Source organism: Angustibacter aerolatus, from assembly GCF_054776675.1.
Genome location: NZ_BAAHBM010000006.1, coordinates 46256 through 71844 on the forward strand (window position 1 = coordinate 46256; position 25589 = coordinate 71844).

Consider the following 25589-nt stretch of genomic DNA (forward strand, 5'->3'; position numbering starts at 1 on the left):
ACCCCCATGGCGATGACGGCGATGGTCAAGGACGAGCTGAGCCGGCTCCAGATCACCAGGACGAGCTGCCGCAAGGCCGAGGTGTCGACGATCCTCCGCTTCGCCGGCGGCCTGCACATCGTCGCCGGGCGCATCGTGGTCGAGGCCGAGCTCGACACCGGGCAGGCCGCCCGACGGCTGCGGCGCGACATCGCCGACGTCTACGGGCACGCCAGCGACGTGGTGGTGCTCGCCCCCGGCGGCCTGCGTCGTGGCACCCGGTACGTCGTCCGCGTCGTGAAGGACGGCGAGGCCCTCGCCCGCCAGACGGGGCTGATCGACGGTCGCGGCCGCCCGGTGCGCGGCCTGCCGCCGCAGGTGGTCAGCGGCGCGCTGCAGGACGCCGAGTCGGCCTGGCGCGGCGCGTTCCTGGCGCACGGCTCGCTCACCGAGCCCGGCCGCTCGTCGTCCCTCGAGGTGACCTGTCCCGGTCCCGAGGCGGCCCTCGCGCTGGTCGGTGCCGCGCGTCGGCTCGGCATCGCGGCGAAGGCCCGCGAGGTGCGCGGCGTCGACCGGGTGGTGATCCGCGACGGCGACGCCATCGGGGCCATGCTCACCCGGCTCGGCGCGCACGACGCGTTCATGGCCTGGGAGGAGCGCCGGATGCGCCGCGAGGTGCGGGCCACCGCCAACCGGCTGGCCAACTTCGACGACGCCAACCTGCGCCGCTCGGCGCGCGCCGCCGTGGCCGCGGGCTCACGGGTCGAGCGGGCGCTGCAGATCCTGGGCGCCGACGTGCCCGACCACCTGAAGGAGGCCGGCGAGCTGCGGCTGGCGCACAAGCAGGCGAGCCTCGAGGAGCTCGGGCAGCTCGCCGACCCGCCGATGACCAAGGACGCCGTGGCCGGCCGGATCCGCCGGCTGCTGGCGATGGCCGACAAGCGCGCGCAGGACGACGGTGTGCCGGGCACCGACGCCAACCTGACGCCCGACATGCTGGACGCCTGACCACCGGAGCACACGGTCCACGATGCGACCCACGTGACGGGGGTCACGTCGTCGGGGGATAGGGTCGGGACGACGTCAACGGGCTCGACGCAGCGCCCACCCCGAACACCTTCCAGGAGGCTCCAGCGTGACTGTTCGCGTCGGCATCAACGGCTTCGGCCGCATCGGTCGCAACTTCCTCCGCGCCGCGCTCGCGTCCGGCGCCGACCTCGAGGTGGTCGCCGCCAACGACCTCACCGACAACACGACCACGGCCCACCTGCTGAAGTACGACTCGATCCTGGGCCGCCTGCAGCAGGACGTCGCGGTCACCGACGGCGGCATCTCCGTCGGCGGCAAGGAGATCAAGGTCCTCGCCGAGCGCGACCCGAAGGCGCTGCCCTGGGCCGACCTCGGCGTCGACGTCGTCATCGAGTCGACCGGCTTCTTCACCGACGCGCAGAAGGCGCAGGCGCACGTCGACGGCGGTGCCAAGAAGGTCATCATCTCCGCGCCGGCCACCAACGAGGACCTCACCGTGGTGCTGGGCGTCAACGACGACCAGTACGACCCGGCGAAGCACACGATCATCTCGAACGCCTCGTGCACCACGAACTGCCTGGCGCCCATGGCGAAAGCCATCCACGACGCGTTCACCATCGAGCGCGGTCTGATGACCACGATCCACGCGTACACGCAGGACCAGAACCTGCAGGACGGTCCGCACAAGGACCTGCGTCGCGCCCGGGCTGCCGCGCTGAACATCGTGCCGACGTCCACCGGTGCGGCGAAGGCGATCGGCCTCGTGCTGCCCGAGCTCAAGGGCAAGCTCGACGGCTACGCGCTGCGGGTGCCGATCCCCACCGGCTCGGCCACCGACCTCACGGTCAACCTGTCGCGCGAGGTCACCGCGGCCGAGGTGAACGCCGCCGTCAAGGCCGCCGCCGAGGGCCCGCTGAAGGGCTACCTCAAGTACACCGAGGACCCGATCGTCTCCAGCGACATCGTCACCGACCCCTCGTCCTGCATCTTCGACGCGGGCCTGACGAAGGCCACCGGCAACCAGGTCAAGGTCGTCGGCTGGTACGACAACGAGTGGGGCTACTCGAACCGCCTCGTCGACCTGGTGGTGAAGGTCGGGGCGAGCCTGTAGTGCGCACGATCGACGACCTGGGTGACCTGCGCGGGCGGCGCGTGCTGGTCCGCAGCGACCTGAACGTCCCGCTCGACGGCACGACGATCACCGACGACGGGCGCATCCGCGCGTCCGTGCCGACGATCCAGCGCCTGCGCGAGGCGGGTGCCCGGGTCGTCGTCTGCGCGCACCTCGGGCGGCCCAAGGGCGCGCCCGAGGCCCGGTACTCCCTGGCGCCGGTCGCCGAGCGGCTCTCGCAGCTGCTCGGCGCACCGGTCGCCGTGGCGTCCGACACCGTCGGCGACGACGCGCAGCAGCGGGTCGCCGCGCTCGCCGACGGCGACGTCGTGCTCCTCGAGAACCTGCGCTTCGAGGCGGGGGAGACCAGCAAGGACGACGCCGAGCGCGGCGCGTTCGCCGCGCAGCTCGCCGCGCTGGCCGACGCCTACGTCAGCGACGGCTTCGGCGTGGTGCACCGCAAGCAGGCCAGCGTCTACGACGTGGCCAAGCTGCTGCCGCACGCCGCGGGCGGGCTCGTGCTGGCCGAGGTCGAGGTGCTGCAGCGGCTCACGCAGAGCCCGGCGCGGCCGTACGCCGTCGTCCTGGGTGGCTCGAAGGTGTCCGACAAGCTCGGCGTCATCGACAACCTGCTCGGGCTGGCCGACCAGATCCTCGTCGGCGGCGGCATGGTGTTCACCTTCCTCGCCGCCCAGGGCCACGAGGTCGGCAAGAGCCTGCTCGAGGCCGACCAGCTCGACACCGTGCGCGGCTACCTCGAGCGCGCGCAGCAGCAGGGCGTCGAGATCGTGCTGCCCACCGACGTCGTCGCGGCCACGGCGTTCGCGGCCGACGCCGAGCACGACGTGGTGCCGGCCGACCAGATCCCCGCCGACCGTCTCGGGCTCGACATCGGGCCCGACTCCGGCGCGGCGTTCGCGGCGAAGCTCGCCGGGGCGGCCACGGTGTTCTGGAACGGCCCGATGGGCGTCTTCGAGCTCGAGCCGTACAGCCACGGCACCCGTGCCGTCGCCCAGGCCCTCGTCGACGCCGACGCGTTCAGCGTCGTCGGCGGCGGCGACTCGGCCGCGGCGGTGCGCACCCTCGGGTTCGACGAGGCCGGCTTCGGCCACATCTCGACCGGCGGCGGCGCGAGCCTGGAGTACCTCGAGGGCAGGACGCTGCCCGGCCTCACCGTCCTCGACTGACGCACCCGACCTGCCCGTCCCAGACCGCGGAGGACGACGATGTCCCGATCGAAGGCGGCCGCCCCCGGCGGGCGCACGCCCCTGATGGCCGGCAACTGGAAGATGCACCTCGACCACGTGGGGGCCGCCCACCTGGTGCAGAAGCTCGACTGGACGCTGAAGGACGCCAAGCACGACTTCGGTGCCGTCGAGGTCGTGGTGCTGCCGCCGTTCACCGACCTGCGCACCGTGCAGACGCTGGTCGACGGCGACCGGCTCGACATCCGGTACGGCGCGCAGGACCTGTCGCCCCACGACGAGGGCGCGCACACCGGTGACGTCAGCGGGCTGATGCTCGCCCGGCTCGGCTGCACCTACGTCGTCGTCGGGCACAGCGAGCGGCGCGAGCACCACGGCGAGTCCGACGAGGTGGTCGGGTCCAAGGTGCAGGCGGCGCTCCGGCACGGCCTGACGCCGATCGTGTGCGTCGGCGAGCCGCTCGAGGTGCGGCACGCCGGCGGCGCCGTCGAGCACGTGCTGGCGCAGCTCGACGCGGCCCTGGCGTCGGTGACCGACGACCAGGCCGCCACGCTCGTCGTCGCCTACGAGCCGCGCTGGGCCATCGGCACCGGCGAGACCGCGACGGCCGACGACGCGCAGGAGGTCTGCGCCGCGTTGCGCACCCGCCTGGCGGAGCGGTTCAGCGGCGGGGTCGCCGACGCCGTCCGCGTGCTCTACGGCGGCTCGGTGAAGGCCGCGAACGTCGCCGAGCTCATGGCCGAGCCGGACGTCGACGGCGCGCTGGTGGGCGGCGCCAGCCTGCAGGCGGGCGAGTTCGCCAGCATCTGCCGCTACCACTCGCACCGCACCGGTGCGACCGCCGGGGCGGCCCCCGCCGCGTCGGGCTCCTGAGCGCCCGACCGGCGCGTTATCCTGGTGGCTGCACGCCCGGCCCCACGGCCCGTCCGACCGTTCTCGATCCGCCCTCGACCCGCACGGAGCGACTCCTCGTGACCGCAGTCCGCATCGCCCTGCAGGTGGTGCTCGTCATCGCCAGCCTGTTCCAGGTCCTGCTCATCCTGCTGCACAAGGGCAAGGGCGGGGGCCTGTCCGACATGTTCGGCGGCGGTGTCTCGAGCAGCCTCGGTGGCTCGTCGGTCGCCGAGCGCAACCTCGACCGGTTCACCATCACGATCGCGCTCGTGTGGATCACGGCGGTCGTGGGCCTCGGGCTGATCGAGCGGTTCACCCGATGACCGGTGGGCACGGTGTGCAGGTCCATGACGACGGCACGAAGGGTGGTCTGTGATGGCTGGCGGCAACGCGATCCGAGGCAGCCGGGTGGGCGCAGGCCCCATGGGCGAGGCCGAGCGGGGTGACGCCGCACCGCGGTTCGTCGTCTCGTACTGGTGCGCGAACGGGCACGAGACGCGCCCCAGCTTCGCCGAGGAGTCCGGCAGCTCGGCCCCGGTCACCTGGGACTGCCCGCGCTGCGGCTTCCCCGCCGGCCAGGACGAGCAGAACCCCCCGGCACCGCCGAAGGTCGAGCCCTACAAGACGCACCTCGCCTACGTGAAGGAGCGCCGCTCCGACACCGACGGCAAGGCGATCCTCGACGAGGCCCTCGAGCAGCTCCGCGGTCGCGGCCTCATCCGCTGACCCACCCGCACCACCGCTGACGGCGGCGTCCCGCACGGGGCGCCGCCGTCGGCGTCTCTGGGGAAGTTCGTGGCTCTGGACCGGCCGAGGTCTGCACCGGCGCGTCAGGACCGGCACGTCGCCCCAGCGCACGACGTGGTCCCACCAGCCGAGTTGCCGTTTTCGGGGGTCGTCTGGAGCCTGGCGACCCCCGGAAGTGGCAACTCGGCAGTCCGGGTCCTTGTGTCGTGGGCCGGTGCATGCGCTGCTCGTACGGCGAGCAGCACGCTCGGTCGGGGCTGCTGCGGACGACAGCTGGCGGCCCGCGACGCCCCGCAGCGGCAGGGAGCGTTGGGGACCTAGGCGCTGGCGATGCGCACGAGGGCGGCTGGCACGTGCGTTGCGGCGTCGCGGTCGAGCAGCCACAGGGTGGACCGTCGGCCGGCGACCGCTCCTGCAGGCGCCTGCACCGGTCCGGCGCCGCTGAGGGCGAGGCCGACGGCCTGGGCCTTGTCGGCGCCGGCGACCACGAGCCAGACCTCCTCGGCGTGCGCGATGGCCGGCAGCGTCAGGGAGACGCGCAGCGGCGGTGGCTTCGGCGACCCGTGCACCCCGACCGCGGTGCGCTCGGTCTCGTGCACGCCGGCCATCTCGGGGAACAGCGACGCCACGTGGGCGTCCGGTCCGACACCGAGCATGAGCACGTCGAACGCGGGCACGGTGTCGCGGGCGGTGCCGGACGCACGGGCCGCGGCCGCCAGCTCGTCGGCGTAGCGGGCTGCTGCGGCGTCGACGTCGGCATCGGGGCCGTCGCTCGCCCCCATGGCGTGCACCCGAGCCGGGTCGACCGGCACGTGGTCGAGCAGCGCCTCGCGCGCCTGCGTCTCGTTGCGCTCCGGGTCACCGCTCGGCAGGAAGCGCTCGTCGCCCCACCACACGTCGACGCGCGACCAGTCCACGGCGTCGCGCGCCGGGCTCGCGGCGAGCGCGGCGAGCAGGCCGGTACCGGCCCCGCCACCCGTCAGCACGACGCTGGCGACGCCGCGAGACGCCTGCGCGTCGACGAGGCGGGTGACGAGTCGCGCTGCCGCCGATTCGACCAGCAGCTGCTTGTCGCGGTGCACCACGACGCGGGGGGAAGGGCTCATGACGATGCTCCGTTCGCTCGGCGGCGCGGCGTCCGCTTCGAGGCAGCTGCACCAGCAGGTGCCGTCGTCCTGCCGACGGTCTTCGCGCCCGTGGCGGCCGTGGTCCTCGTGGCCGCCTCGGTGTTCGTGGCCCTGGTGCCCGAGGCCTTGTTGCCCGTGGCCCTGGTGCCGGTGGCTGCCTCGGTTCTCGTAGCGGACCTGGTGCTCGCGCTGCCGCGCGACGCCGACGTGCCCTGAGCCTGTGTGCTGCTGGATGCCGTCTCGGCCCCGGCGGTCGCCGTCGTGCGCCTGGCGGCCCTCGTCGTGGCGGCTGCGGCAGCGCCGGGCTGGACGCCGGTGCCCTCGGCGGCGGCCTGTCGCGCGGTGACCTGGCGACCTGCCGCGAGCCGGTCGAGCCCGGCGCGCAGGGTGCGCTCGTACGTCTCGTCGGGGTCGAGTCGGCGCAGCTCCTCGGCGAGGCACTCGGCGAGCGGCCGGCGGGGGAGCGGGATGCGCCGGTCGGGCTGCCCGGGGGCGACGAGCACCGCCACGCTGCCGTCGGACCGCACCAGGTCGATCGACCCGCCGGACCGGTGCAGCCGTACGCTGTGCAGCCCGCTGCCGGCGCCGTCGCGTCCACGTACCAGCGTGCAGCCGAGCCGGTCGCCCAGCCAGGCGGCGAGCAGGTCGGTGCTGGCGGAGTCGGACGCGCCGGTGACGGTCGCCTGCTCGACCGACTCGTACGGCGGCTGGTCGAGCGCGGCGGCCAGCAGGCCGCGCCACTTCGTGACGCGGGTCCAGGCCAGATCGGTGTCGCCCGCGGCGTAGCCGTCGCGGCGGTCGGCCAGCGCCCGGCGCGGGTTGCGGGCGGTCGCGGCGTCCGTGATGCGCCGCTGCGCCATCCGGCCGATCGGGTCCTGGCTGGGCACCTTGGGCGGGTTGCTGGGCCACCACGCCACGACGGGGGAGTCGGGCAGCAGCAGCGGGGTGACGGTGCTGGCACCGTGCTTCGTGAGCCGCCCGTGCAGGCACAGCACGATGACCTCGCTGGCACCGGCGTCGCCACCGACCCGCAGCTGCGCGTCGAGGCGGTCGTCGCCGCGGCGGTCGCCCTGCACCACGGCGATGACGCGGCAGGGGTGCTCGCGGCTCGCCTCGTTCGCGGCGTCGATGGCCTCCTCGGCGCCGGCTTCGTCGGACACGACGACCAGCGTGAGCACCCGGCCCAGGGCGATGGCCCCGCCGGCGTCCCGCAGGTCGACGAGCTCGCGCGCCACGGCGGCGGTCGTCGTGCCGGGCAGGTCGACGATCACGGGAGCCTCCAGGCGCGGCCGTCGCGGGCCATCATCTCGTCGGAACCGGCCGGGCCCCAGGTGCCGGCGGGGTAGGGCTCGGGTTGGGCCTGCGTCGCCCAGAACGCCTCGATCGGGTCGAGGATCTTCCAGCTGAGCTCGACCTCCTCGTGCCGCGGGAACAGGGGCGGGTCGCCCAGCAGGACGTCGAGGATCAGGCGCTCGTAGGCCTCGGGGCTCGACTCGGTGAAGGCGTGCCCGTACCCGAAGTCCATCGTGACGTCGCGCACCTCCATGGCGGTGCCGGGCACCTTCGACCCGAACCGCATGGTGATGCCCTCGTCGGGCTGCACGCGCACCACGAGCGCGTTGCGGCCGAGCTCCTCGGTGGCCGTCGACTCGAACGGCAGGTGCGGCGCCCGCTTGAACACCACGGCGATCTCGGTGACGCGGCGGCCGAGGCGCTTGCCGGCGCGCAGGTAGAACGGGACGCCGGCCCAGCGCCGGGTGTCGATCTCGAGCTTCACGGCGGCGTAGGTCTCGGTGCCGGTGCTCTTGGGGATGCCGTCCTCGTCGAGGAAGCCGATCACCGGCTGCCCGCCCTGCCACCCGGCGGCGTACTGCCCGCGGGCCGTCGCCTCGCCGAGGTCGTCGGGCAGCCGCACCGCCGAGAGCACCTTCTCCTTCTCGGCGCGCAGGTCCTGCGCGTCGAACGAGACCGGCTCCTCCATGGCGGTGAGCGCCAGCAGCTGCAGCAGGTGGTTCTGGATGACGTCGCGCGCGGCGCCGATGCCGTCGTAGTACCCGGCGCGCCCGCCGATGCCGATGTCCTCGGCCATGGTGATCTGCACGTGGTCGACGTAGTGGGCGTTCCACACCGGCTCGAACATCTGGTTCGCGAAGCGCAGCGCCAGGATGTTCTGCACCGTCTCCTTGCCCAGGTAGTGGTCGATGCGGAACACGGCGTCGGCCGGGAAGACGTGCGAGACGACCTCGTTCAGCTCGCGCGCGCTGGCCAGGTCGTGGCCGAACGGCTTCTCGATGACCACGCGCCGCCACCGGTCGTCGCCGGCGACGGCGAGGCCGGACCGCTCGAGCTGCTCGCAGACCTGCGCGAAGTTGCGCGGCGGGATCGACAGGTAGAAGGCGTGGTTGCCGCCGGTGCCGCGCTCGACGTCGAGGGCGGCCAGCGTCTCGGCGAGCTGGTCGAACGCCTCGGCGTCGTCGAAACCGCCCTGCACGAACCGGACGCCCTCGGCGAGCTGACGCCACACGTCCTCGCGGAACGGCGTGCGGGCCGACGCTCGGACGGCGTCGTGCACGACCTGCGCGAAGCCCTCGTCGGTCCAGTCGCGCCGGCCGAAGCCGACCAGCGAGAAGCCCGGCGGCAGCAGGCCGCGGTTCGCCAGGTCGTACACGGCGGGCAGCAGCTTCTTGCGGGCGAGGTCCCCCGTGACGCCGAAGATCACCAGGCTGCTGGGCCCGGCGATCCTCGACAGCCGCTTGTCACGGGGGTCCCGCAGGGGGTTGCGGTCCTTCGTCACCCGGGCAGGGCTCAACGCAGCGCCTCCAGCAGCCGCCGCACGCCCTCGGCGCGGTCGGTCAGGTGCAGGCGCAGCACGGGACGGCCGTGGTCGGCGAGCACGTTGGCGTCGCCGGCCGCCTGCGCCGAGATGAGCTTGCCGAAGCTGTACGGCCGGCCCGGCACCTCGAGGTCGGACGCCGGGGCGCCGGTGACCTGCAGGTACACGCCGACCGCGGGGCCGCCCTTGTGGAACTGCCCGGTGGAGTGCAGGAACCGCGGGCCCCAGCCGAAGGTGGTCGGGCGCCCGGTGCGCTCGGCCAGCCGCGGCCGGACGTCGGCCAGCTCGGCCTGCACGAGGCGGTCGAGGTAGGCCATCACGGCGAGGTAGCCGTGCTCGGGGTCGAGCTGCCCGAGCAGCGCCGCCACGGCGCCCTCGAGGTCGCTCACGCCGTCCAGCAGGCCCTCGGTGCCGCGCACCTCGATGCCGCCGTCGACGAACGCCGCCGGGGTGTCGTCGGGGGTGCCGTCGAGCAGGCTGCGGGCCGCCTTCTTGGCGCTCTCGACGTCGGGCTGGTCGAACGGGTTGATGCCGAGCAGGCGGCCGGCGACGGCGGTCGCGACCTCCCACAGCAGCAGCTGCCCGCCGAGCGTGCCGGCGACGGTGACCTCGGTGAGCGGGTCGCTCGACTCGCTGCCGTCGGCCTCGTCACCGGTCTCGTCGGCCCCGGACACCAGGCGCACCGGCAGCACGTCGGCCGCGCGCTGCTGCAGCTCGGGAGCCTGCGGGCCCTCGACCACCACGGGCAGCACGCCGGTGCCCAGCTTGCCGGTGCTCTCGGCGATGAGCTGCTCGGTCCAGTCGCCGAACCCGGCGAGCGGGGTGCCGTCGGCGGCGAGCACGATCTTGTCGCGCAGCGGCGACGTGCCGCCGAGCGCGGCCCCGAGCACCAGGCCGGGGTTGCCCTCGCCGTCGTCGGCGAGCAGGTCGGTGACCGACTCGGCCTCGTCGAGCAGCGCGCCGACGTCGACGCCGGCCAGGCCGCTCGGCACCAGGCCGAAGGCCGTCAGCGCCGAGTAGCGGCCGCCCACGTTCGGGTCGGCGAGCACGACGCGGTAGCCGGCCTCGCGGGCACTCTGCTCGAGCGGGGAGCCCGGGTCGGTGACCACGACGATGCGACCGGTGGCCTCGATGCCCGCCTTCGCGAAGGCGTCCTCGTAGGCGCGGCGCTGGCTGTCGGTCTCGACGGTGCCGCCGGACTTGCTCGACACCACGAGCACCGTGCGCTCGAGGTGCTCGGCGACGGCGGCCGACACCTGGTCGGGGTCGCTGCTGTCGAGCACGGTCAGCGGCACGCCGGCCGTGGCGCAGATGACCTCGGGAGCCAGCGACGAGCCGCCCATGCCGGCCAGCACCACGTGGTCGACTCCGGCCGCCTGCAGCTCCTCGCGGATCGCGGCGATCTCGCCCACGAGCGGCCGGGACGAGCGGGCCAGCCCGGTCCAGGACAGCCGGATCGCCGACTCGGACTCGGCGTCCGGGCCCCAGAGCGTGGCGTCCTGGGCGAACAGCTTGGACGCGACCTGGTCGGCGACCAGCTGCGGCACGTGCGTGCGCACGGCGACGGCGGCGTCACCGCTGGCCGTCACCTCCAGCTGCGCCGCACCGTCGTCACCGGCCCAGGCCAGCAACCAGCCGGAGCCGGGGCGCCCGGCGTCGGCGGCGCTCACTTGGCGGCCTTCTGCAGCTCGCCCTGCACGGTCTCGAGCAGCTCGCCCCAGCTCTTCTCGAACTTCTCGACGGCCTCGCGCTCGAGCTGGTCCGTGACCTCGGCGTAGGAGACGCCGAGGCGCTCGAGGGCGTCGAGCTGCGCGCGCGCCTCGTCGTAGGTGCCGTGGATCGTGTCGCCGTGCACCTCGCCGTGGTCGCCGACGGCGTCGATCGTCTTGCCGGGCATCGTGTTCACGGTGTTCGGCGCGACCAGCTCGGTGACGTACATGGTGTCGGGGTAGGCCGGGTCCTTGACGCCGGTCGAGGCCCACAGCGGGCGCTGGGTGTGCGCGCCGTCGTCGGCGAGCACCTGCCAGCGGGGGGTCGAGAAGACCTCCTCGTACGCCTGGTAGGCCAGGCGGGCGTTCGCCAGCGCCGCCTTGCCGCGCAGCGCCTTGGCCTCGTCGGTGCCCATCGCGTCCAGCCGGCCGTCGACCTCGGAGTCGACGCGGCTGATGAAGAAGGAGGCGACGCTGCGGATCTGCGACAGGTCCTTGCCGGCCTCGCGGGCCTGCTCCAGGCCGGTGAGGTACGCGTTCATGACACCCCGGTAGCGGTCCAGGCTGAAGATCAGGGTCACGTTGACGCTGATGCCCTCGGCCGTGACCTGCGTGATGGCCGGCAGCCCCTCGACGGTCGCCGGGATCTTGATCATGACGTTGGGCCGGTCGACCTCGGCGTGCAGCAGCTTCGCGGTCTCGACCGTCTTGTCCGTGTCCTTCGCCAGCCGCGGGTCGACCTCCAGCGACACCCGGCCGTCGAGACCGTCGGTCGCGTCGTAGATCGGGCGCAGCGCGTCGCAGGCGGACCGGACGTCGGTGGTGGTGATCTCGAAGACGGCGCGCTCCAGGTCGACCCCGCGGCCCGCGAGCTCGGCGACCTGCTGGTTGTAGCGCTCACCGTTGGACAGGGCGCTGGCGAAGATCGTCGGGTTGGAGGTGATGCCGACGACGTGCTTGCCGTCGACGTACTCGCGCAGGCCGCTGCCCTCGAGCAGCTCGCGGCTGAGGTCGTCGAGCCAGATGGACACGCCTTCGGTGGAGAGCTGGCCCAGTGCGTCGGTCATGTGGTGCTCCTTCGGGTCGAGGGCCCGCTGACCGGGCCCGCTGTTCGTGGTGGCTCGTGGTGGCTCGTGGTGGCTCGTGGTGGCTCGGAGGGGACCGAGCCGGTGCGGCGAGCGGCGCGGCGCCCGGTGCCGGGCGCCGCGCCGACGCGCTCAGGCCCCGATGCTGCCGTCGGACGGCGCGGACTGCGTGACGTCACCGCCGGGGCGGACGTCGCCGCCCGCGACGGCCGCGATGCTGGCGCGGGCCTCGTCGGCCACCCGCTCGGGGGTGAACCCGAACTCGCGGAACAGCGTCGCGGCGTCGGCGCTGGCGCCGTAGTGCTCGATCGACACGATGCGGCCGGCGTCGCCGACCACGTCGCGCCAGCCCTGGCCGATGGCCGCCTCGACGCTCACCCGGGCTCGCACGGTCGGGGGGAGCACCTCGTCGCGGTAGCTCTGCGGCTGCTCGGAGAACCACTCGCGGCACGGCATCGAGACCACGCGGGTCGGCACGCCGTCGGCCTGCAGCTGCTCGCGGGCCGTGACGGCCAGCGACAGCTCGGAGCCGGTGGCGACCAGGATCACCTGCGGGGTGCCGCCGTCGGCCTCGGCCAGCACGTAGCCGCCCTTGGCGACGCCGGACGCCGCGGCGAACTCACCGCGGTCGAGGGTCGGCAGCGCCTGGCGCGACAGGATGAGGCCGGCCGGGCGGTCGTGGTGCTCGAGGATGGTCTTCCACGCCCAGGCGGTCTCGTTCGCGTCGCCCGGGCGGACGACGTCGAGGCCCGGGATGGCGCGCAGCGCGGCGAGGTGCTCGACCGGCTGGTGGGTCGGGCCGTCCTCGCCGAGGCCGATCGAGTCGTGCGTCCACACGTAGGTGACGCCGAGCCGCATGAGGGCCGCGAGCCGGACCGCGCCGCGCATGTAGTCGCTGAAGGTGAGGAAGGTGCCGCCGTACGGGCGGGTCAGCGACTGCAGCGCGATGCCGTTCATGATCGCGCCCATGGCGTGCTCGCGGATGCCGAAGTGCAGGGTGCGGCCGTAGGGCCCGCCCTCCCACTCCTTGGTCTGCCACTCGGACGGCAGGAAGGACGGCTCGCCCTTCATGGTGGTGTTGTTGCTCTCGGCCAGGTCGGCCGAGCCGCCCCACAGCTCGGGCATGATCGGCGCGAGCGCGTCGAGCACCTTGCCGGACGCCGCGCGGCTGGCGACGCCCTTGGGGTCGGCGTCGAACTGCGGGAACGCGGCCTCGAAGCCGTCGGGCAGGGTCGGGCCGCTCAGCCGCTCGAGCAGGGTGGCCCGCTCGGGGTTCGCGCTGCGCCAGGCCTGGAAGTCGGACTCCCACTGCTCGTGCCGCTCGCGGCCGCGGTCGCGCACCGAGCGGGCGTGGGCGAGGACCTCGTCGGAGACCTCGAAGGTCTGCTCGGGGTCGAAGCCGAGCAGCTGCTTGGTCTTCGCGATCTCCTCGTCGCCGAGGGCCGAGCCGTGCGCCTTGCCGGTGTTCTGCTTGGTGGGCGCCGGGTAGCCGATGATCGTCCGCAGCGCGATGAACGAGGGCCGGCTGGTCTCGGCCTTCGCCGCCTCGATCGCGGCGTGCAGCGCGTCGACGTCCTCGACGTAGGTGCCGCCGGCCGTCCAGTCGATGCTCTGGACGTGCCAGCCGTACGACTCGTACCGCTTGGCGACGTCCTCGCTGAACGAGACGTCGGTGTCGTCCTCGATCGAGATGTGGTTCTCGTCGTAGATCACCACGAGGTTGCCGAGCTTCTGGTGGCCGGCGAGCGAGCTGGCCTCGGCGGTGACGCCCTCCATGAGGTCGCCGTCGGACGCCAGCACGTAGACGTGGTGGTCGAACGGGCTCTCGCCGGGCGCGGCGTCTGGGTCGAGCAGGCCGCGCTCGCGGCGGGCGGCCATCGCCATGCCGACCGCGCTGGCCAGGCCCTGACCGAGCGGGCCGGTCGTGATCTCGACGCCCTTGGTGTGCTTGTGCTCCGGGTGGCCCGGCGTCGCGGAGCCCCAGGTGCGCAGCGCCTGCAGGTCGGACAGCTCGAGGCCGTAGCCGGAGAGGAACAGCTGGATGTAGAGGGTGAGGCTCGAGTGGCCGCACGACAGCACGAACCGGTCACGGCCCAGCCACTGGTCGTCGCTGGGGTCGTGCCGCATGACGTCGTGGAAGAGCAGGTACGCGACCGGCGCGAGGCTCATCGCCGTGCCGGGGTGGCCGTTGCCGACCTTCTGCACCGCGTCGGCGGCGAGCAGCCGCACGGTGTCGACGGTGCGCACGTCGAGGTCGCCCCAGCCGACGGCGTCGGCCTTCGGCAGGGCGAGCTCGCTCGCTCGGGTGGACGTCGTGGACTCGCTCACAGAGGTTCCTCTCCAGCTGGGTGCCGGCTCGCCTCGTTGGTGCGACGGCCCGGCGGGTGGTGTGTCGGCTCGAGCACGAGCTCGAGTGGTCCTGAGGCGGCGCTGCCCGTTCGCGACGAGCCTAGTCCTGCCCACCGACGGCGCACCTGCTGGTGCCTGGCACCGGGGACCGGTGAGGGCGGCGGTAGGATCGGGCGGAACGGCGCGCCGGCCTCGGCGCCTTCCCCGGCCAGCTGAGGAACCTGTGACCGTCACCCACCCGACCGCGCGGACCACGCCTGCCTCGACGCGTCGTCCCGTGGGCGCCACCGTGCTCGCGTACGTGGCGCTCACCAAGCCGCGCATCATCGAGACGCTGCTCGTGACGACGGTGCCGACGATGTTCCTGGCGGCCCGCGGGCTGCCCGACCCGCTGCTGGTGGTGCTGACCCTCGTGGGCGGCGTCCTGGCGGCCGGCAGCGCGAACACGCTCAACTGCTACATCGACCGCGACATCGACCAGGTCATGCACCGCACCCGCAACCGGCCCCTCGCGACCGGCGCGCTGCGCCCGCGCGAGGCCCTGGTCTTCGGGCTGGTGCTCGGCGTCGTCGCGGTCACCTGGTTCGCCGTGCTGGTCAACCGGCTGTCGGCGGTGCTCGCGCTGGCTGCCATCGCGTTCTACGTGCTCGTCTACACGATGGTGCTGAAGCGCCGCACGCCGCAGAACATCGTCTGGGGCGGTGCCGCCGGCTGCATGCAGGTGCTCATCGGCTGGGCGGCGGCCACCGGGCGCATCGACTGGGCGCCCGTCGTGCTCTTCATGGTGATCTTCCTGTGGACCCCGCCGCACTACTGGCCGCTGTCGATGCGCTTCGAGGACGACTACGCCGCCGCCGGCGTGCCGATGCTGCCGGTCGTGGCGGACGACGTCGTGGTGGCCCGCCGGGTCGTCGCCTACTCGTGGGCGATGGTGCTGGCCTCCCTCGCCCTGGTGCCGGTCGCCCCGACGGGCGTGGTCTACGCGGCGTCGTCCCTCGTGCTGGGTGCGATGTTCCTGCTCGAGGCGCACCGGCTGCTCGCCCGGGCGCGGGCGGGGGTCGTCGGCAAGGCGCTCAACCCCATGCGGCTGTTCCACTTCTCCATCACGTACGTCTCGCTGCTGTTCGTGGCGGTGGCGGTCGACCCCTTCGTGGGCGGGCCGCTCCTGCACCGCTGAACCGCAGCACCCAGAGCACGGCGACGGCCGGCGGCGACCCCCCGAGGGTCGCCGCCGGCCGTCCGTCCGTGGCCGCTGCCGGGGTCAGGTCAGGTCGACGCTCAGCACGGGTGCGGACGTCGGCTGCTTCGACCCGCCCTCGGGCTCGTCGGTCATGCCCAGGGCGGCGCCGGCCGGCACGTCCTCGGCCAGCAGCGGCTGGTCGCCGTCGACCAGCCCGACGGACCGGAAGGTGCCCGCGTGGATGACCCACAGCTGCATCGACCGGCCGTCACCGGCCTGCAGCCCGCTCGGCATCACGACCGCGCGCCCCTGAGCGGCCGAGGAGATCACCGTCATGCGCCCGCCGCCGCCGGCCGCGCTGAGCGTGCGGGCGTCAGAGGCGCCGGTGACGGCCGCCACCGCGTCGACGGTCTGCTGCAGCTGGCCGACCCGGTGCTGCTCGACACCGACGACGGCACCCAGGGTGCCGGCCACCACGACCAGCGCGGCGGCCACGGCCATCGACAGCCGCGAGCGGCTGCGCGCCCGGCGCAGCAGCTGCACCACGACGCCGTCGTCCGGCGCCGTCGCGGCGGGCGGGCGCAGCGGGGTGAGCTGCCGGGTGCGGCCCACCTCGGCCATCACGGCGGCGTGCAGCGACGCGGGCGGCACGACCTCGGCCGCCGTGCCCAGCCGGGCACCGGTGGCGATCAGGCCGACGACCTCCGCGGCGCACTCGTCGCACTCGGTCAGGTGCCGTTCGAACTCGGCTCGCTCGTCGGCGTCCAGCGCGTCGAGCGCGTACGCCCCGCTCAGCGTGTGCAGGTCGGTCGTCACGCCGCCACCCCCAGGCAGTCGCGCAGCCGGATCAACCCGTCGCGCAGTCTCGTCTTGATGGTCCCCAGCGGGGTGTCCAGCAGCTCGGACACCTCCCTGTAGGTGTAGCCCCCGTAGTACGCCAGCTGCACGGACTCGCGCTGCAGGTCGGTGAGCCCGCCGAGGCAGCGCCGCACCGCCTCGTGCTCGAGGTTCGTCTCCACGGCCTCGGCGACCTCGTCGTACTCGCGCACCTGGTCGCGGCGTCCGACGCGGTCCTCGCGGTCGGTCGACGCCTGCGCCGAGCGCACCCGGTCGACGGCTCGGGCGTGCGCCATGGTGAGCAGCCACGTGGTGGCGCCGCCGCGGTCGGGGTCGAAACGGGTGGCGGTGCGCCAGGCCTCGACGAGCACCTCCTGCGCCACCTCCTCCGACTGGGCGGGGTCGCGCAGCACGCGGCGGATCACGCCGAGCACCTGACCCGCGTGCCGGCGGTAGACCTGCTCGAAGGCGTCCTCGTCACCGAGCGCGACGCGGCGCAGCAGCTCCTCGCTGGTGTCGGGAGCCGGCGACCCGTCGTCCGACGGCACGGCTGCGAGCCGTCGTCCCTGCGCGGTCATCCGGAGTCCCCTTCGTTGCATCTGCCCCTGCTCCCGTCCTTCGACGCCGGGTGCCCGGCGGATTGCCTCTCGCAGTGTGACCGGGCGTGACGCAGCGGACCAATCCCGTGGCCGGGTCCGCCCCGAACCACCGTCCGTGCCCACCACCACCACCACCTCGTCCGCCCCCGCCGGCCGCGCGCCGCTGGCGCAGTCCGCGCTGGCCGGCCTCGTCGCCGGCGGGGTCACCGTCGGCGTCGCCGAGCTGCTCGCCGCGCTGCTGTCGCTCTTCGGCCTGGGCGGGCAAGCGAGCCCCGTCATCGCGGTGGGCGGGGCGTTCGTCGACCGCACGCCCGGCGCGCTGAAGGACTTCGCGATCCGCACGTTCGGCGAGCACGACAAGCAGGTGCTGCTCGGCTCGATCGGCCTCGTGCTCGTGGTGCTGGCCGTGGTGGCCGGTGTGCTGGCTGCCCGCCGGCTGGTCGTCGGGCTGGGCGTCGTCGTGCTGCTCGGCCTGGTGGCCGTGGTCGCGGTGGCCACCCGGCCGGGGGCCGGCCCGCTCGACGTGCTGCCCACCCTGGTCGGCACCGTGCTCGGCGTGCTGGCGCTGCGGGCGCTGCTCACCCGGCCGGTGCAGGGCCAGGACACCGCCTGGTCGCGTCGCACGTTCCTGCGCGGGGCCGGTGCCGCCGGCGCGGTCGCCGTCGTCGCGGGCGGCGGCTCGCGAGCGATCACCGCGCTGGCCGGTGGCGTCGAGCAGTCTCGCGAGGACGTCGCGCTGCCGGCGGCGGTCGAGCGGGTGCAGATCCCCGCCGACGTCGACCTGCCGGTGAAGGGGATCACCCCCTGGCGCACCGACCCGGCGAAGTTCTACCGGGTCGACACCGCACTGAGCCTGCCGCAGATCAGCACCGACGAGTGGACGCTGGAGATCACCGGCATGGTCGGCAAGCCGCTGACGATCACCTACGACGAGCTGCTCGCCAAGCCGCTCGTCGAGCGCGCCATCACGCTGACCTGCGTGTCGAACGAGGTGGGCGGCAAGCTGGCCGGCAACGCCGTCTGGCTGGGCTACCCGGTCTCGGAGCTGCTGAAGGACCTGCAGGTCGCGGGCGACGCCGACATGGTGCTGTCGACGTCGGAGGACGGCATGACGATCTCGACCCCGCTGCAGAACCTCACCCAGGGCACCGACGCGATCCTCGCCGTCGCGATGAACGGGCAGCCGCTGCCGGTGCAGCACGGCTTCCCGGTGCGCATGGTGGTGCCCGGCCTGTACGGCTACGTGTCGGCCACCAAGTGGATCCGGAAGATGAAGGTGACCCGCTTCGACCGCGACGAGGCCTACTGGACGCCGCGCGGGTACGCGGCGAAGGCGCCGATCAAGATCTCGTCGCGCATCGACGTGCCCACCTCGTTCGCGCAGCTGAAGGCGGGCAAGAACGCCGTGGCGGGCGTCGCCTGGGCGCAGACCCGTGGCGTCTCGAAGGTCGAGGTGCGCGTCGACAAGGGGGAGTGGGTGCGGGCCCGGCTGGCCGGCGCACCCAACGAGGACACCTGGGTGCAGTGGGTCTACGAGTGGGACGCCGAGCCCGGCAACCACACGATCGAGTGCCGGGTGATCGACGGCGAGGGCCGCGAGCAGGTGGAGCAGCGCGCCAAGATCCGCCCCGACGGCACGACGGGCCTCGACAGCAAGAACGTCACGGTCGCGTAGCGACCGGCAGCACCCGGACGGCGCGCACGCGGGTGGCGAGCGCCAGCCGCGTCACGGCGACGACCAGCAGGCAGGCGCCGAGCATGTGCAGCGCGACGGCGACGACCGGCAGCCCGGTGAGGTACTGCACGTAGCCGATCACGCCCTGCAGCAGGCCGGTGCCGAGCACGATCAGGGCCTCGCGGCGGACGGCGCGCGGTGCGTCGGTGAGCCGCAGCGCGACGAGCAGGGCGACCACGACGCCGAACCAGAGCAGCACGGCGTCGGAGTGCAGCCAGCTCACCGAGCGCGGGTCGAGGCCGAACCGGGCCGGCTGGTCGGCGTCGCCGGAGTGCGGGCCGGAACCGGTGACCACGGTGCCGAGCACGACGACCACCGCGGTCAGCGCGGCCAGGGCACCCACCAGCCGGCGGACGTCGCGGTGCACGACGGCGCTCGGTGCGGCGTCGCCCTCGCCGACGCGGTGCAGCAGCACCACCGAGGCCGCGACCATCGCCGACGACACCAGGAAGTGCGCTGCCACGGTGAACGGGTTCAGGTGGGTCAGCACGGTGATGCCGCCGAGCACCGCCTGCACGACCACGCCGAGGAGCGGCACCGCACCGAGCACGACGAGCCGGCGGGGGCGCCGGTCGCGGCGCACCAGCACGACGACCGCGACCAGCGCGGCCAGGGCGATCAGGCCGATGGCACCGGTGAGGGTGCGGTTGCCGAACTCGATGTATTTGTGGATCCCCTGCGGCTGCTGCACGACCGGCGTGTACGAGCCAGGCACGCACTGCGGCCAGGTCGGGCAGCCGAGCCCCGACCCGGTGAGCCGCACGAGTCCGCCGGTCACCACGATCGCCACCTGCGCGACGAGGTTCGCGACCAGCACGGCGGTGGCCCACGAGGGGCGGATCGGGCGCGGCGGCCCGCTCGCGGTCGACGGCGGCAGCGGACGCCGGGCGGTCGGTGCGGTCACGTCGTCCAGCCTACGTGGCGGGTCCGACGGCCCCGGCGCGCCCGACCCGCACCGGGTCAGAACATGGGCGGCCGGTCGTCCTCGAGCACCGCGGCGTCGTCGTCCAGTCGCAGGCCGCGCAGGCGCCCGGCCGGTCGGTAGCACCGGGCGACCAGCACGCCCGGCCCGCCACCGTCGTCGCTGACCTCGACCATGATCGCGTCGACCTTCCCGCCGTCCAGGTGCAGCAGGCCGTCCCAGCTGATGGCCACGACGCCCGAGCGCACCGTCTCGCGCACGTGCCGCCGGGCCTGCTCGAGCCCGATGCGGTTGTCGTCGCCGACGAACCGTGCCCGCTCCACGCCGTGGCCCGAGTCCGTCAGCACGGTCGGCGGGAACGACCCGCCGCGACCGCCCAGCGAGAGCATGGCCGCGGCGTCCTCCAGGGCCACCGAGGCGTGTGCGAGCAGGCGCTCGGGGACGTCCATGCGGGCAGCATCGCACCGCGACCGGGGCGGTGTGCGCGTTCAGTCCCAGCGGAACCAGCGGACGGCGGCGAGCGCGCCGGCGACGCCCCAGGCGAGCAGCACGAGCACCGGCCCGAGGGCGAGGCGGCCGTCGGCGAAGGCCGCCCGGGCCGCCTCGCCGAGGGCGCCCGAGGGCAGCACCGACGCGACGTGCGACAGGCCCGCGGGCATCGACGACACCGGGACGACGAGCGCACCGCCGCCGACCAGCACCAGCCAGATCAGGTTCGCCAGGGCCAGCACGGCCTCCGACCGGAGGGTGCCGGCCAGCAGCAGGGCCAGGGAGACGAAGGTGGCGCTGCCGAGCAGCAGCACGAGCAACCCCGGCAGCAGGCCGGACGCCGCGGGGCGCCAGCCCAGGCCGACGGCGATCGCCGACAGCACGACGACCTGCACGAGCTCGACGGCGAGCAGCCCCACCGCCTTGCCGGCCAGCAGTCCGCCGCGACCGAGCGGCGTGGTGCCGAGCAGCCGCAGCACGCCGTACCGCCGGTCGAAGCCGGTCTGGATGGCCTGCCCGGTGAACGCGGTCGACACCACCGCCAGCGCGAGGACGCCGGGCGCCACGACCGCGACGCGGGCGGCGCGGCCGGCGGCCCCGAGGTCGGGCACCGAGCCGAGCGTCAGGCCGAGCAGCACCACCGCCGGGAGCACGACGGCGACCAGCAGCTGCTCGCCGTTGCGCAGCAGCACACCCGCCTCGAAGCGGGCCTGCGCCAGCACGCGGGTGGCGGGTGCCGCGGGGGCCGGTGCGGTCGGGGTCGTCGCAGGCGCGGTCATCGCAGGGCCCGTCCGGTGAGGTCGAGGAAGACGTCCTCGAGGCTGCGCCGTCCGACGGTGAGACCCTCGGGCATCACCTGCCGCGCCGCGCACCAGGCGGTCAGGGTCGACAGCACCCGCGGGTCGACGGCGCCGTGCACGACGTACTCACCGGGGGCGGGCTCGCCGACCTCGACGTCGGGCGGCAGGGCGTCGCGCAGCCCCGTCAGGTCGAGCCGCGGCGTGGCACGGAACCGCACGGTCTCGGCCGGGCCGGAGCCGGTGAGGTCGGCGGGGGAGCCGCTGGCCACGACCCGCCCGGCGTCGACGACGACGACCTGGTCGGCCAGCCGCTCCGCCTCGTCCATCAGGTGCGTGGTGAGCAGCACGGCCACGCCGTCGTCGCGCACCGACTCGACGAGCGCCCACACCGACAGCCGGGCCTGCGGGTCGAGCCCGGCGCTCGGCTCGTCGAGGAACAGCACGCGGGGGCGGCCGACCACGGCCAGCGCCAGCGCCAGCCGCTGCCGCTGCCCGCCGCTGAGCCGCCGCACCGAGGTGCCGGCGAACGCGTCGAGGCCGAGCCGCCCGGCCAGCTCGCCGACGTCGAGGGGGTGGGCGAAGAACCTGGCGACGTGCTGCAGCAGCGGCAGCGCCCGGGCGCCGTTCGGCAGCCCGCCGTCCTGCAGCATCACGCCGACGGCGGCCCGGTGGCCGGCGTCCGCCCGCCACGGGTCGCGGCCGAGCACCCGCACCGTGCCGGACGTCGGTCGGCGCAGCCCCTCGAGGCACTCGACGGTCGTCGTCTTGCCGGCGCCGTTCGGCCCGAGCACCGCGGTCACCTCGCCCGCGCGGGCGTCGAGGTCGAGGCCGTCGACCGCCCGGGTGCTGCCGTAGGTGCGCACCAGCCCGCGCACCACCACGGCGTCGTCGGCGGGGTGCGGCACGCGGCGAGTCTAGGTCGCGGCACCGGCACACCAGACGCCGAGTCGCGGGTACCGGTTCACGCACGCCCGGCCGGGTGAACCGGTACCCGCACCTCGGCACCAGGCAGGTGTGACGCAGGGCACGCTCAGGTCGGCGCGGTGCGGGTTCGACCTGACCGACGAATTAGCGCACAATGATGTGGTGGATATCGAGACGACGGCAGCGCCGCTGACCGGGGCGGGCGAGCGCGAGCAGCGCACCCGCGACCGCGTCGCGCGCACCGTCCTCGAGCACGGCCCGCTGACCGCCGCCGACGTCGCGTGCCGGCTCGGGGTCACGCCCGCCGCCGTCCGCCGCCACCTCGACGCGCTCGAGGGCTCCGGTCAGGTGCAGGCGCGCGAGCCGCGCCGCGGCGGCACCCGCGGCCGCGGACGCCCGGCCCGCGTCTACGTCATCACCGACGCCGGCCACGCCACCATGACCACCGCCTACGACGACCTCGCCGCGTCCGCCATGGCGTTCCTCGCCGAGCAGCTCGGGCCGGCCGCCGTCGAGCAGTTCGCCGCGCGCCGGGTCGCCGAGCTCGAGCAGCGGTACGCGCCCGTCGTCGACGAGGCCGGGCCGGACGTCCCGGCCCGCACGGCGGCGCTCGCCGACGCGCTCGCCCGCGACGGGTACGCCGCGTCCAGCCGCCCGGTCGGCGCGCCGTCCGCCCCCGCAGGGGCGCAGTCGGTGCAGCTGTGCCAGGGTCACTGCCCGGTGCAGCACGTCGCCGAGCGCTTCCCGCAGCTGTGCGACGCCGAGACCGAGGTGTTCTCGCGGCTGCTCGGCGTGCACGTGCAGCGCCTGGCCACGCTGGCCGGCGGCGCGCACGTCTGCACCACGCACGTCCCACAGAACCAGCAGACCCAGCACGTGCCGCCCACTGACGGAGGGACCTCCCGATGACCCAGACCCCGACCACGGGCCAGCCGAGCACCAGCTCGGTGCCCGAGGCCACGCAGCGCGAGATCGCCGAGCTCGGCCGCTACCAGTTCGGCTGGTCGGACGCCGACGCCGCCGGCACGAACGCGCGCCGCGGCCTGTCGGAGGAGGTCGTGCGCGACATCTCGGCGCGCAAGAACGAGCCGGAGTGGATGCTGCGCACCCGCCTGAAGGCCCTGCGGCTGTTCGGCAAGAAGCCCATGCCGAGCTGGGGCAGCGACCTCACCGGCATCGACTTCGACAACATCAAGTACTACGTGAAGTCGACGGAGCAGCAGGCCAAGAGCTGGGACGAGCTGCCCGAGGACATCAAGAACACCTACGACCGGCTCGGCATCCCCGAGGCCGAGAAGCAGCGCCTGGTCAGCGGCGTCGCGGCGCAGTACGAGTCGGAGGTCGTCTACCACCAGATCCGCGAGGACCTGGAGGAGAAGGGCGTCATCTTCGTCGACACCGACACCGGCCTGCGCGAGCACGAGGACCTGTTCCGCGAGTACTTCGGCTCGGTGATCCCCCCGGGCGACAACAAGTTCGCGGCGCTGAACACCGCGACCTGGTCGGGTGGCTCGTTCATCTACGTGCCGCCGGGCGTGCACGTCGACATCCCGCTGCAGGCCTACTTCCGGATCAACACCGAGAACATGGGCCAGTTCGAGCGGACGCTGATCATCGCCGACGAGGGCTCGTACATCCACTACGTCGAGGGCTGCACCGCCCCGATCTACAAGAGCGACTCGCTGCACAGCGCGGTCGTCGAGATCGTGGTCAAGAAGAACGCCCGCGTGCGGTACACGACCATCCAGAACTGGTCGAACAACGTCTACAACCTCGTCACCAAGCGGGCGACCGCCGCCGAGGGCGCGACGATGGAGTGGGTCGACGGCAACATCGGCTCGAAGGTCACCATGAAGTACCCGGCGATTTTCCTGCTCGGCGAGCACGCCAAGGGCGAGACGCTGTCGATCGCCTTCGCGGGCGAGGGCCAGCACCAGGACGCCGGCGCCAAGATGGTGCACGCCGCGCCGCACACGTCGTCGTCCATCATCAGCAAGTCGGTGGCCCGCGGCGGCGGCCGGACGTCGTACCGCGGCCTGGTGCAGGTGCTCGAGGGTGCCCACCACTCCGCCTCGACGGTGCGCTGCGACGCGCTGCTGGTCGACACCATCAGCCGGTCCGACACCTACCCGTACGTCGACGTCCGCGAGGACGACGTGTCGATGGGGCACGAGGCCACGGTCTCGAAGGTGAGCGAGGACCAGCTGTTCTACCTGATGTCCCGCGGCATGGCCGAGGACGAGGCGATGGCGATGATCGTGCGCGGGTTCGTCGAGCCCATCGCGCGCGAGCTGCCGATGGAGTACGCCCTCGAGCTGAACCGCCTGATCGAGCTGCAGATGGAGGGCGCGGTCGGATGACCGACACCACGACGTCGACCACGACCGACCCGCACGACGACACCGTGCAGGAGCACGCCGTCGACCTCGCCGCCCAGGCGCCGTCGCCGGTCGTGCTCGACAGCTCGGCCTCGCCGGGCCCGGGCTACGGTGCCGCGCCGGGCGAGCACGACCCGGCCGGCCAGCACGGGCTCGTCGAGCACGCGCACGGTGCGGGGGCCGACGTGCCGCTGCAGTCGCGCGCCGAGCGGCCGACCTCCTGGGACGTCGCGGCCTTCCCCGCGCCGACCGGTCGCGAGGAGGAGTGGCGGTTCACGCCGATCGACCTGCTGCACGGCCTGCTCGAGGACGTCGTCGCCGAGGGCCGCATGCAGGCCACGACGTCGCTGCCCACGGGGTCGTCCCTCACCGAGATCAGCGCCGACGAGGCGCGTGCGCTGGGGGCTCCCGAGCCCGCCGACCGCGCGGCCGCCCTGGCCGCCCGGCCCGAGCACGGCGCCGTCCGGCTGAGCGTGGACGCCGAGGCCGAGCTCACCGAGCCGGTGCGGCTGACGCTGCACGGGGCCGAGCGCCAGCGGGTGCAGGGCCACGTGGTCGTCACCGCCGGCCGGTTCAGCAAGGCGACCGTGGTGCTCGACCACACCGGCCGCAGCGACTACACCGAGCTGCTGTCGGTGCTCGTGGCCGACGGCGCCGACCTCACCGTGGTCAGCCTGCAGCGCTGGGACGACGACGCCATCCACCTCGCGCAGCACGACGCCGTGGTGGGCCGCGACGCCCGCTTCAAGCACGTCGTCGTGACGCTCGGCGGCAGCGTCGTGCGGCTGAACACGAACATCAGCTACGGCGGGCCCGGCGCCGAGGCGACCGCGCTCGGCGTCTACTTCGCCGACGCCGGGCAGCACCTCGAGCACCGCTCGTTCGTCGACCACAACACGCCGCGGTGCACCAGCCAGGTGACCTACAAGGGCGCGCTGCAGGGCGACACGGCGCACACGGTGTGGGTCGGCGACGTGCTGATCCGGGCCGCGGCCGAGGGCACCAGCACCTACGAGCTGAACCGCAACCTGCTGCTCACCGAGGGCGCCCGCGCCGACTCCGTGCCGAACCTGGAGATCGAGACCGGTCTCATCGAGGGCGCCGGCCACGCCAGCGCCACCGGCCGGTTCGACGACGAGCAGCTGTTCTACCTGCAGGCCCGCGGCATCACCGAGCAGGCCGCGCGGCGCCTCGTCGTGCGCGGCTTCTTCAACGACCTCGTGCAGCAGATCGGCGTGCCCGACGTGCAGGAGCAGCTGATGCTCGCCATCGAGGACGAGCTGGCGATGACGATGGTGGGCACGTGAGCCTCGAGCCCGCCGTGCTGCTGAGCGACCTGCCGGCCGTGGGCGCCGTCCGGGTCGACCTCGACGGCCTCCCGGTCGCCGTCGTCCGCGACGAGCAGGGGCAGGTGCACGCGATCGACGACACCTGCTCGCACGCCGAGGTGTCGCTGGCCGAGGGCGAGGTCGAGGACTGCACGATCGAGTGCTGGCTGCACGGCTCGCGGTTCGACCTGCGCACCGGCAAGCCCACCGGCCTGCCCGCCACCCGGCCGGTCGCCGTCTACCCGGTCGAGGTCGTCGACGGCACCGTCATGGTCGACGTCCGCGCCCCGATCGACACGTTCTCGCAGAACCCTTCCAAGGAGCACTGA

24 protein-coding genes are annotated in these 25589 nt (G+C 73.9%); 12 read left to right on the plus strand and 12 right to left on the minus strand.

Annotation, left to right across the window (positions count from 1 at the left end; translation table 11 throughout):
* Positions 1-6: 6 nt before the first annotated feature.
* The 6 genes from whiA (at position 7) to ACYVI6_RS02805 (ending at position 4944) form a co-directional block, all read left to right on the plus strand.
* Positions 7-987: a DNA-binding protein WhiA gene (gene whiA / locus ACYVI6_RS02780; RefSeq protein WP_460444903.1), complete on the plus strand. Its 981-nt coding sequence runs from the start codon at positions 7-9 to the stop codon at positions 985-987.
* 127 nt (positions 988-1114) lie between these two features.
* The gene (gap, locus tag ACYVI6_RS02785) at positions 1115-2119 is read left to right on the plus strand and encodes a type I glyceraldehyde-3-phosphate dehydrogenase (RefSeq protein ID WP_460444904.1); all 1005 of its coding nucleotides are present in this window, start codon (positions 1115-1117) and stop codon (positions 2117-2119) included.
* Positions 2119-3306 carry a phosphoglycerate kinase gene (locus tag ACYVI6_RS02790; protein WP_460444905.1) on the plus strand — a complete coding sequence of 396 codons (1188 nt, stop codon included), beginning with the start codon at positions 2119-2121 and terminating at the stop codon, positions 3304-3306. Before gap ends, ACYVI6_RS02790 begins: the two co-directional genes overlap by 1 nt.
* 39 nt (positions 3307-3345) lie before the next feature.
* Positions 3346-4197, plus strand: a complete 852-nt coding sequence (tpiA, locus tag ACYVI6_RS02795; protein ID WP_460444906.1) for a triose-phosphate isomerase — start codon at positions 3346-3348, stop codon at positions 4195-4197.
* Between the two features lie 98 nt (positions 4198-4295).
* On the plus strand, positions 4296-4541 hold the full coding sequence (gene secG, locus ACYVI6_RS02800; protein WP_284287084.1) for a preprotein translocase subunit SecG: 246 nt from the start codon (positions 4296-4298) through the stop codon (positions 4539-4541).
* Between the two features lie 52 nt (positions 4542-4593).
* Positions 4594-4944 carry an RNA polymerase-binding protein RbpA gene (locus ACYVI6_RS02805; RefSeq protein ID WP_460444907.1) on the plus strand — a complete coding sequence of 117 codons (351 nt, stop codon included), beginning with the start codon at positions 4594-4596 and terminating at the stop codon, positions 4942-4944.
* A gap of 338 nt (positions 4945-5282) precedes the next feature.
* On the opposite strand, the gene pgl is transcribed toward ACYVI6_RS02805, so the two are convergent.
* The 6 genes from pgl to tkt all read right to left on the minus strand — a co-directional run bounded on the left by pgl (position 5283) and on the right by tkt (position 14047).
* On the minus strand, positions 5283-6071 hold the full coding sequence (gene pgl / locus ACYVI6_RS02810) for a 6-phosphogluconolactonase (RefSeq protein WP_460444908.1): 789 nt from the start codon (positions 6069-6071) through the stop codon (positions 5283-5285).
* The gene (locus tag ACYVI6_RS02815) at positions 6068-7363 is read right to left on the minus strand and encodes a glucose-6-phosphate dehydrogenase assembly protein OpcA (RefSeq protein WP_460444909.1); all 1296 of its coding nucleotides are present in this window, start codon (positions 7361-7363) and stop codon (positions 6068-6070) included. Before ACYVI6_RS02815 ends, pgl begins: the two co-directional genes overlap by 4 nt.
* The gene (gene zwf, locus ACYVI6_RS02820) at positions 7360-8901 is read right to left on the minus strand and encodes a glucose-6-phosphate dehydrogenase (protein WP_460444910.1); all 1542 of its coding nucleotides are present in this window, start codon (positions 8899-8901) and stop codon (positions 7360-7362) included. The genes ACYVI6_RS02815 and zwf overlap by 4 nt, the downstream gene beginning before the upstream one ends.
* Complete coding sequence (locus ACYVI6_RS02825) at positions 8898-10556, minus strand: glucose-6-phosphate isomerase (protein WP_460444934.1); 1659 nt, start codon at positions 10554-10556, stop codon at positions 8898-8900. Before ACYVI6_RS02825 ends, zwf begins: the two co-directional genes overlap by 4 nt.
* A gap of 35 nt (positions 10557-10591) precedes the next feature.
* A complete protein-coding gene (gene tal, locus ACYVI6_RS02830) occupies positions 10592-11701 on the minus strand; it encodes a transaldolase (RefSeq protein WP_460444911.1) in 1110 nt (369 codons plus the stop codon).
* Positions 11702-11851: 150 nt separating this feature from the next.
* A complete protein-coding gene (gene tkt, locus ACYVI6_RS02835) occupies positions 11852-14047 on the minus strand; it encodes a transketolase (RefSeq protein ID WP_460444912.1) in 2196 nt (731 codons plus the stop codon).
* Between the two features lie 244 nt (positions 14048-14291).
* On the opposite strand from tkt, the gene ACYVI6_RS02840 reads away from it, so the two are divergent.
* The gene (locus ACYVI6_RS02840) at positions 14292-15245 is read left to right on the plus strand and encodes a heme o synthase (RefSeq protein ID WP_284287077.1); all 954 of its coding nucleotides are present in this window, start codon (positions 14292-14294) and stop codon (positions 15243-15245) included.
* An 84-nt stretch (positions 15246-15329) separates the two neighbouring features.
* On the opposite strand, the gene ACYVI6_RS02845 is transcribed toward ACYVI6_RS02840, so the two are convergent.
* Complete coding sequence (locus tag ACYVI6_RS02845; protein ID WP_460444913.1) at positions 15330-16064, minus strand: anti-sigma factor; 735 nt, start codon at positions 16062-16064, stop codon at positions 15330-15332.
* Positions 16061-16663, minus strand: a complete 603-nt coding sequence (locus tag ACYVI6_RS02850) for a sigma-70 family RNA polymerase sigma factor (RefSeq protein WP_460444914.1) — start codon at positions 16661-16663, stop codon at positions 16061-16063. The genes ACYVI6_RS02845 and ACYVI6_RS02850 overlap by 4 nt, the downstream gene beginning before the upstream one ends.
* A gap of 136 nt (positions 16664-16799) precedes the next feature.
* On the opposite strand from ACYVI6_RS02850, the gene ACYVI6_RS02855 reads away from it, so the two are divergent.
* Positions 16800-18359 carry a molybdopterin-dependent oxidoreductase gene (locus ACYVI6_RS02855; RefSeq protein WP_460444915.1) on the plus strand — a complete coding sequence of 520 codons (1560 nt, stop codon included), beginning with the start codon at positions 16800-16802 and terminating at the stop codon, positions 18357-18359.
* Here ACYVI6_RS02855 and ACYVI6_RS02860 read toward each other — a convergent pair.
* From ACYVI6_RS02860 to ACYVI6_RS02875, 4 genes are read right to left on the minus strand one after another with little or no spacing between them, the layout of a single operon-like run.
* Positions 18346-19323, minus strand: coding sequence for a COX15/CtaA family protein (locus tag ACYVI6_RS02860; protein WP_460444916.1), 978 nt, complete (start codon positions 19321-19323; stop codon positions 18346-18348). The genes ACYVI6_RS02855 and ACYVI6_RS02860 overlap by 14 nt on opposite strands.
* A gap of 56 nt (positions 19324-19379) precedes the next feature.
* Positions 19380-19790 carry a hypothetical protein gene (locus ACYVI6_RS02865; protein WP_460444917.1) on the minus strand — a complete coding sequence of 137 codons (411 nt, stop codon included), beginning with the start codon at positions 19788-19790 and terminating at the stop codon, positions 19380-19382.
* 39 nt (positions 19791-19829) lie between these two features.
* Positions 19830-20609, minus strand: coding sequence for an ABC transporter permease (locus tag ACYVI6_RS02870; protein WP_460444918.1), 780 nt, complete (start codon positions 20607-20609; stop codon positions 19830-19832).
* Complete coding sequence (locus ACYVI6_RS02875) at positions 20606-21535, minus strand: ABC transporter ATP-binding protein (protein ID WP_460444919.1); 930 nt, start codon at positions 21533-21535, stop codon at positions 20606-20608. Before ACYVI6_RS02875 ends, ACYVI6_RS02870 begins: the two co-directional genes overlap by 4 nt.
* A gap of 181 nt (positions 21536-21716) precedes the next feature.
* Between ACYVI6_RS02875 and ACYVI6_RS02880 the strand changes: the two genes are divergently transcribed.
* From ACYVI6_RS02880 to ACYVI6_RS02895, 4 genes are read left to right on the plus strand one after another with little or no spacing between them, the layout of a single operon-like run.
* Positions 21717-22463 carry a helix-turn-helix transcriptional regulator gene (locus ACYVI6_RS02880; protein WP_460444920.1) on the plus strand — a complete coding sequence of 249 codons (747 nt, stop codon included), beginning with the start codon at positions 21717-21719 and terminating at the stop codon, positions 22461-22463.
* Entirely contained in the window at positions 22460-23914 is a 1455-nt protein-coding gene (gene sufB / locus ACYVI6_RS02885) for a Fe-S cluster assembly protein SufB (protein ID WP_460444921.1), read from the plus strand. The genes ACYVI6_RS02880 and sufB overlap by 4 nt, the downstream gene beginning before the upstream one ends.
* Positions 23911-25239, plus strand: coding sequence for a Fe-S cluster assembly protein SufD (gene sufD, locus ACYVI6_RS02890; protein ID WP_460444922.1), 1329 nt, complete (start codon positions 23911-23913; stop codon positions 25237-25239). Before sufB ends, sufD begins: the two co-directional genes overlap by 4 nt.
* Complete coding sequence (locus ACYVI6_RS02895) at positions 25236-25589, plus strand: non-heme iron oxygenase ferredoxin subunit (protein ID WP_460444923.1); 354 nt, start codon at positions 25236-25238, stop codon at positions 25587-25589. Before sufD ends, ACYVI6_RS02895 begins: the two co-directional genes overlap by 4 nt.

What these genes read in the sequence shown, in the direction of transcription:
- sufD (WP_460444922.1), top strand. Translation starts at nt 23,911, where the DNA reads ATGACCGACACCACGACGTCGACCACGACCGACCCGCACGACGACACC.
- tal (WP_460444911.1), bottom strand. Translation starts at nt 11,701, where the DNA reads ATGACCGACGCACTGGGCCAGCTCTCCACCGAAGGCGTGTCCATCTGG.
- ACYVI6_RS02805 (WP_460444907.1), top strand. Translation starts at nt 4,594, where the DNA reads ATGGCTGGCGGCAACGCGATCCGAGGCAGCCGGGTGGGCGCAGGCCCC.
- sufB (WP_460444921.1), top strand. Translation starts at nt 22,460, where the DNA reads ATGACCCAGACCCCGACCACGGGCCAGCCGAGCACCAGCTCGGTGCCC.
- whiA (WP_460444903.1), top strand. Translation starts at nt 7, where the DNA reads ATGGCGATGACGGCGATGGTCAAGGACGAGCTGAGCCGGCTCCAGATC.
- tpiA (WP_460444906.1), top strand. Translation starts at nt 3,346, where the DNA reads ATGTCCCGATCGAAGGCGGCCGCCCCCGGCGGGCGCACGCCCCTGATG.
- ACYVI6_RS02850 (WP_460444914.1), bottom strand. Translation starts at nt 16,663, where the DNA reads ATGACCGCGCAGGGACGACGGCTCGCAGCCGTGCCGTCGGACGACGGG.
- pgl (WP_460444908.1), bottom strand. Translation starts at nt 6,071, where the DNA reads ATGAGCCCTTCCCCCCGCGTCGTGGTGCACCGCGACAAGCAGCTGCTG.
- ACYVI6_RS02865 (WP_460444917.1), bottom strand. Translation starts at nt 19,790, where the DNA reads ATGGACGTCCCCGAGCGCCTGCTCGCACACGCCTCGGTGGCCCTGGAG.
- ACYVI6_RS02870 (WP_460444918.1), bottom strand. Translation starts at nt 20,609, where the DNA reads ATGACCGCGCCTGCGACGACCCCGACCGCACCGGCCCCCGCGGCACCC.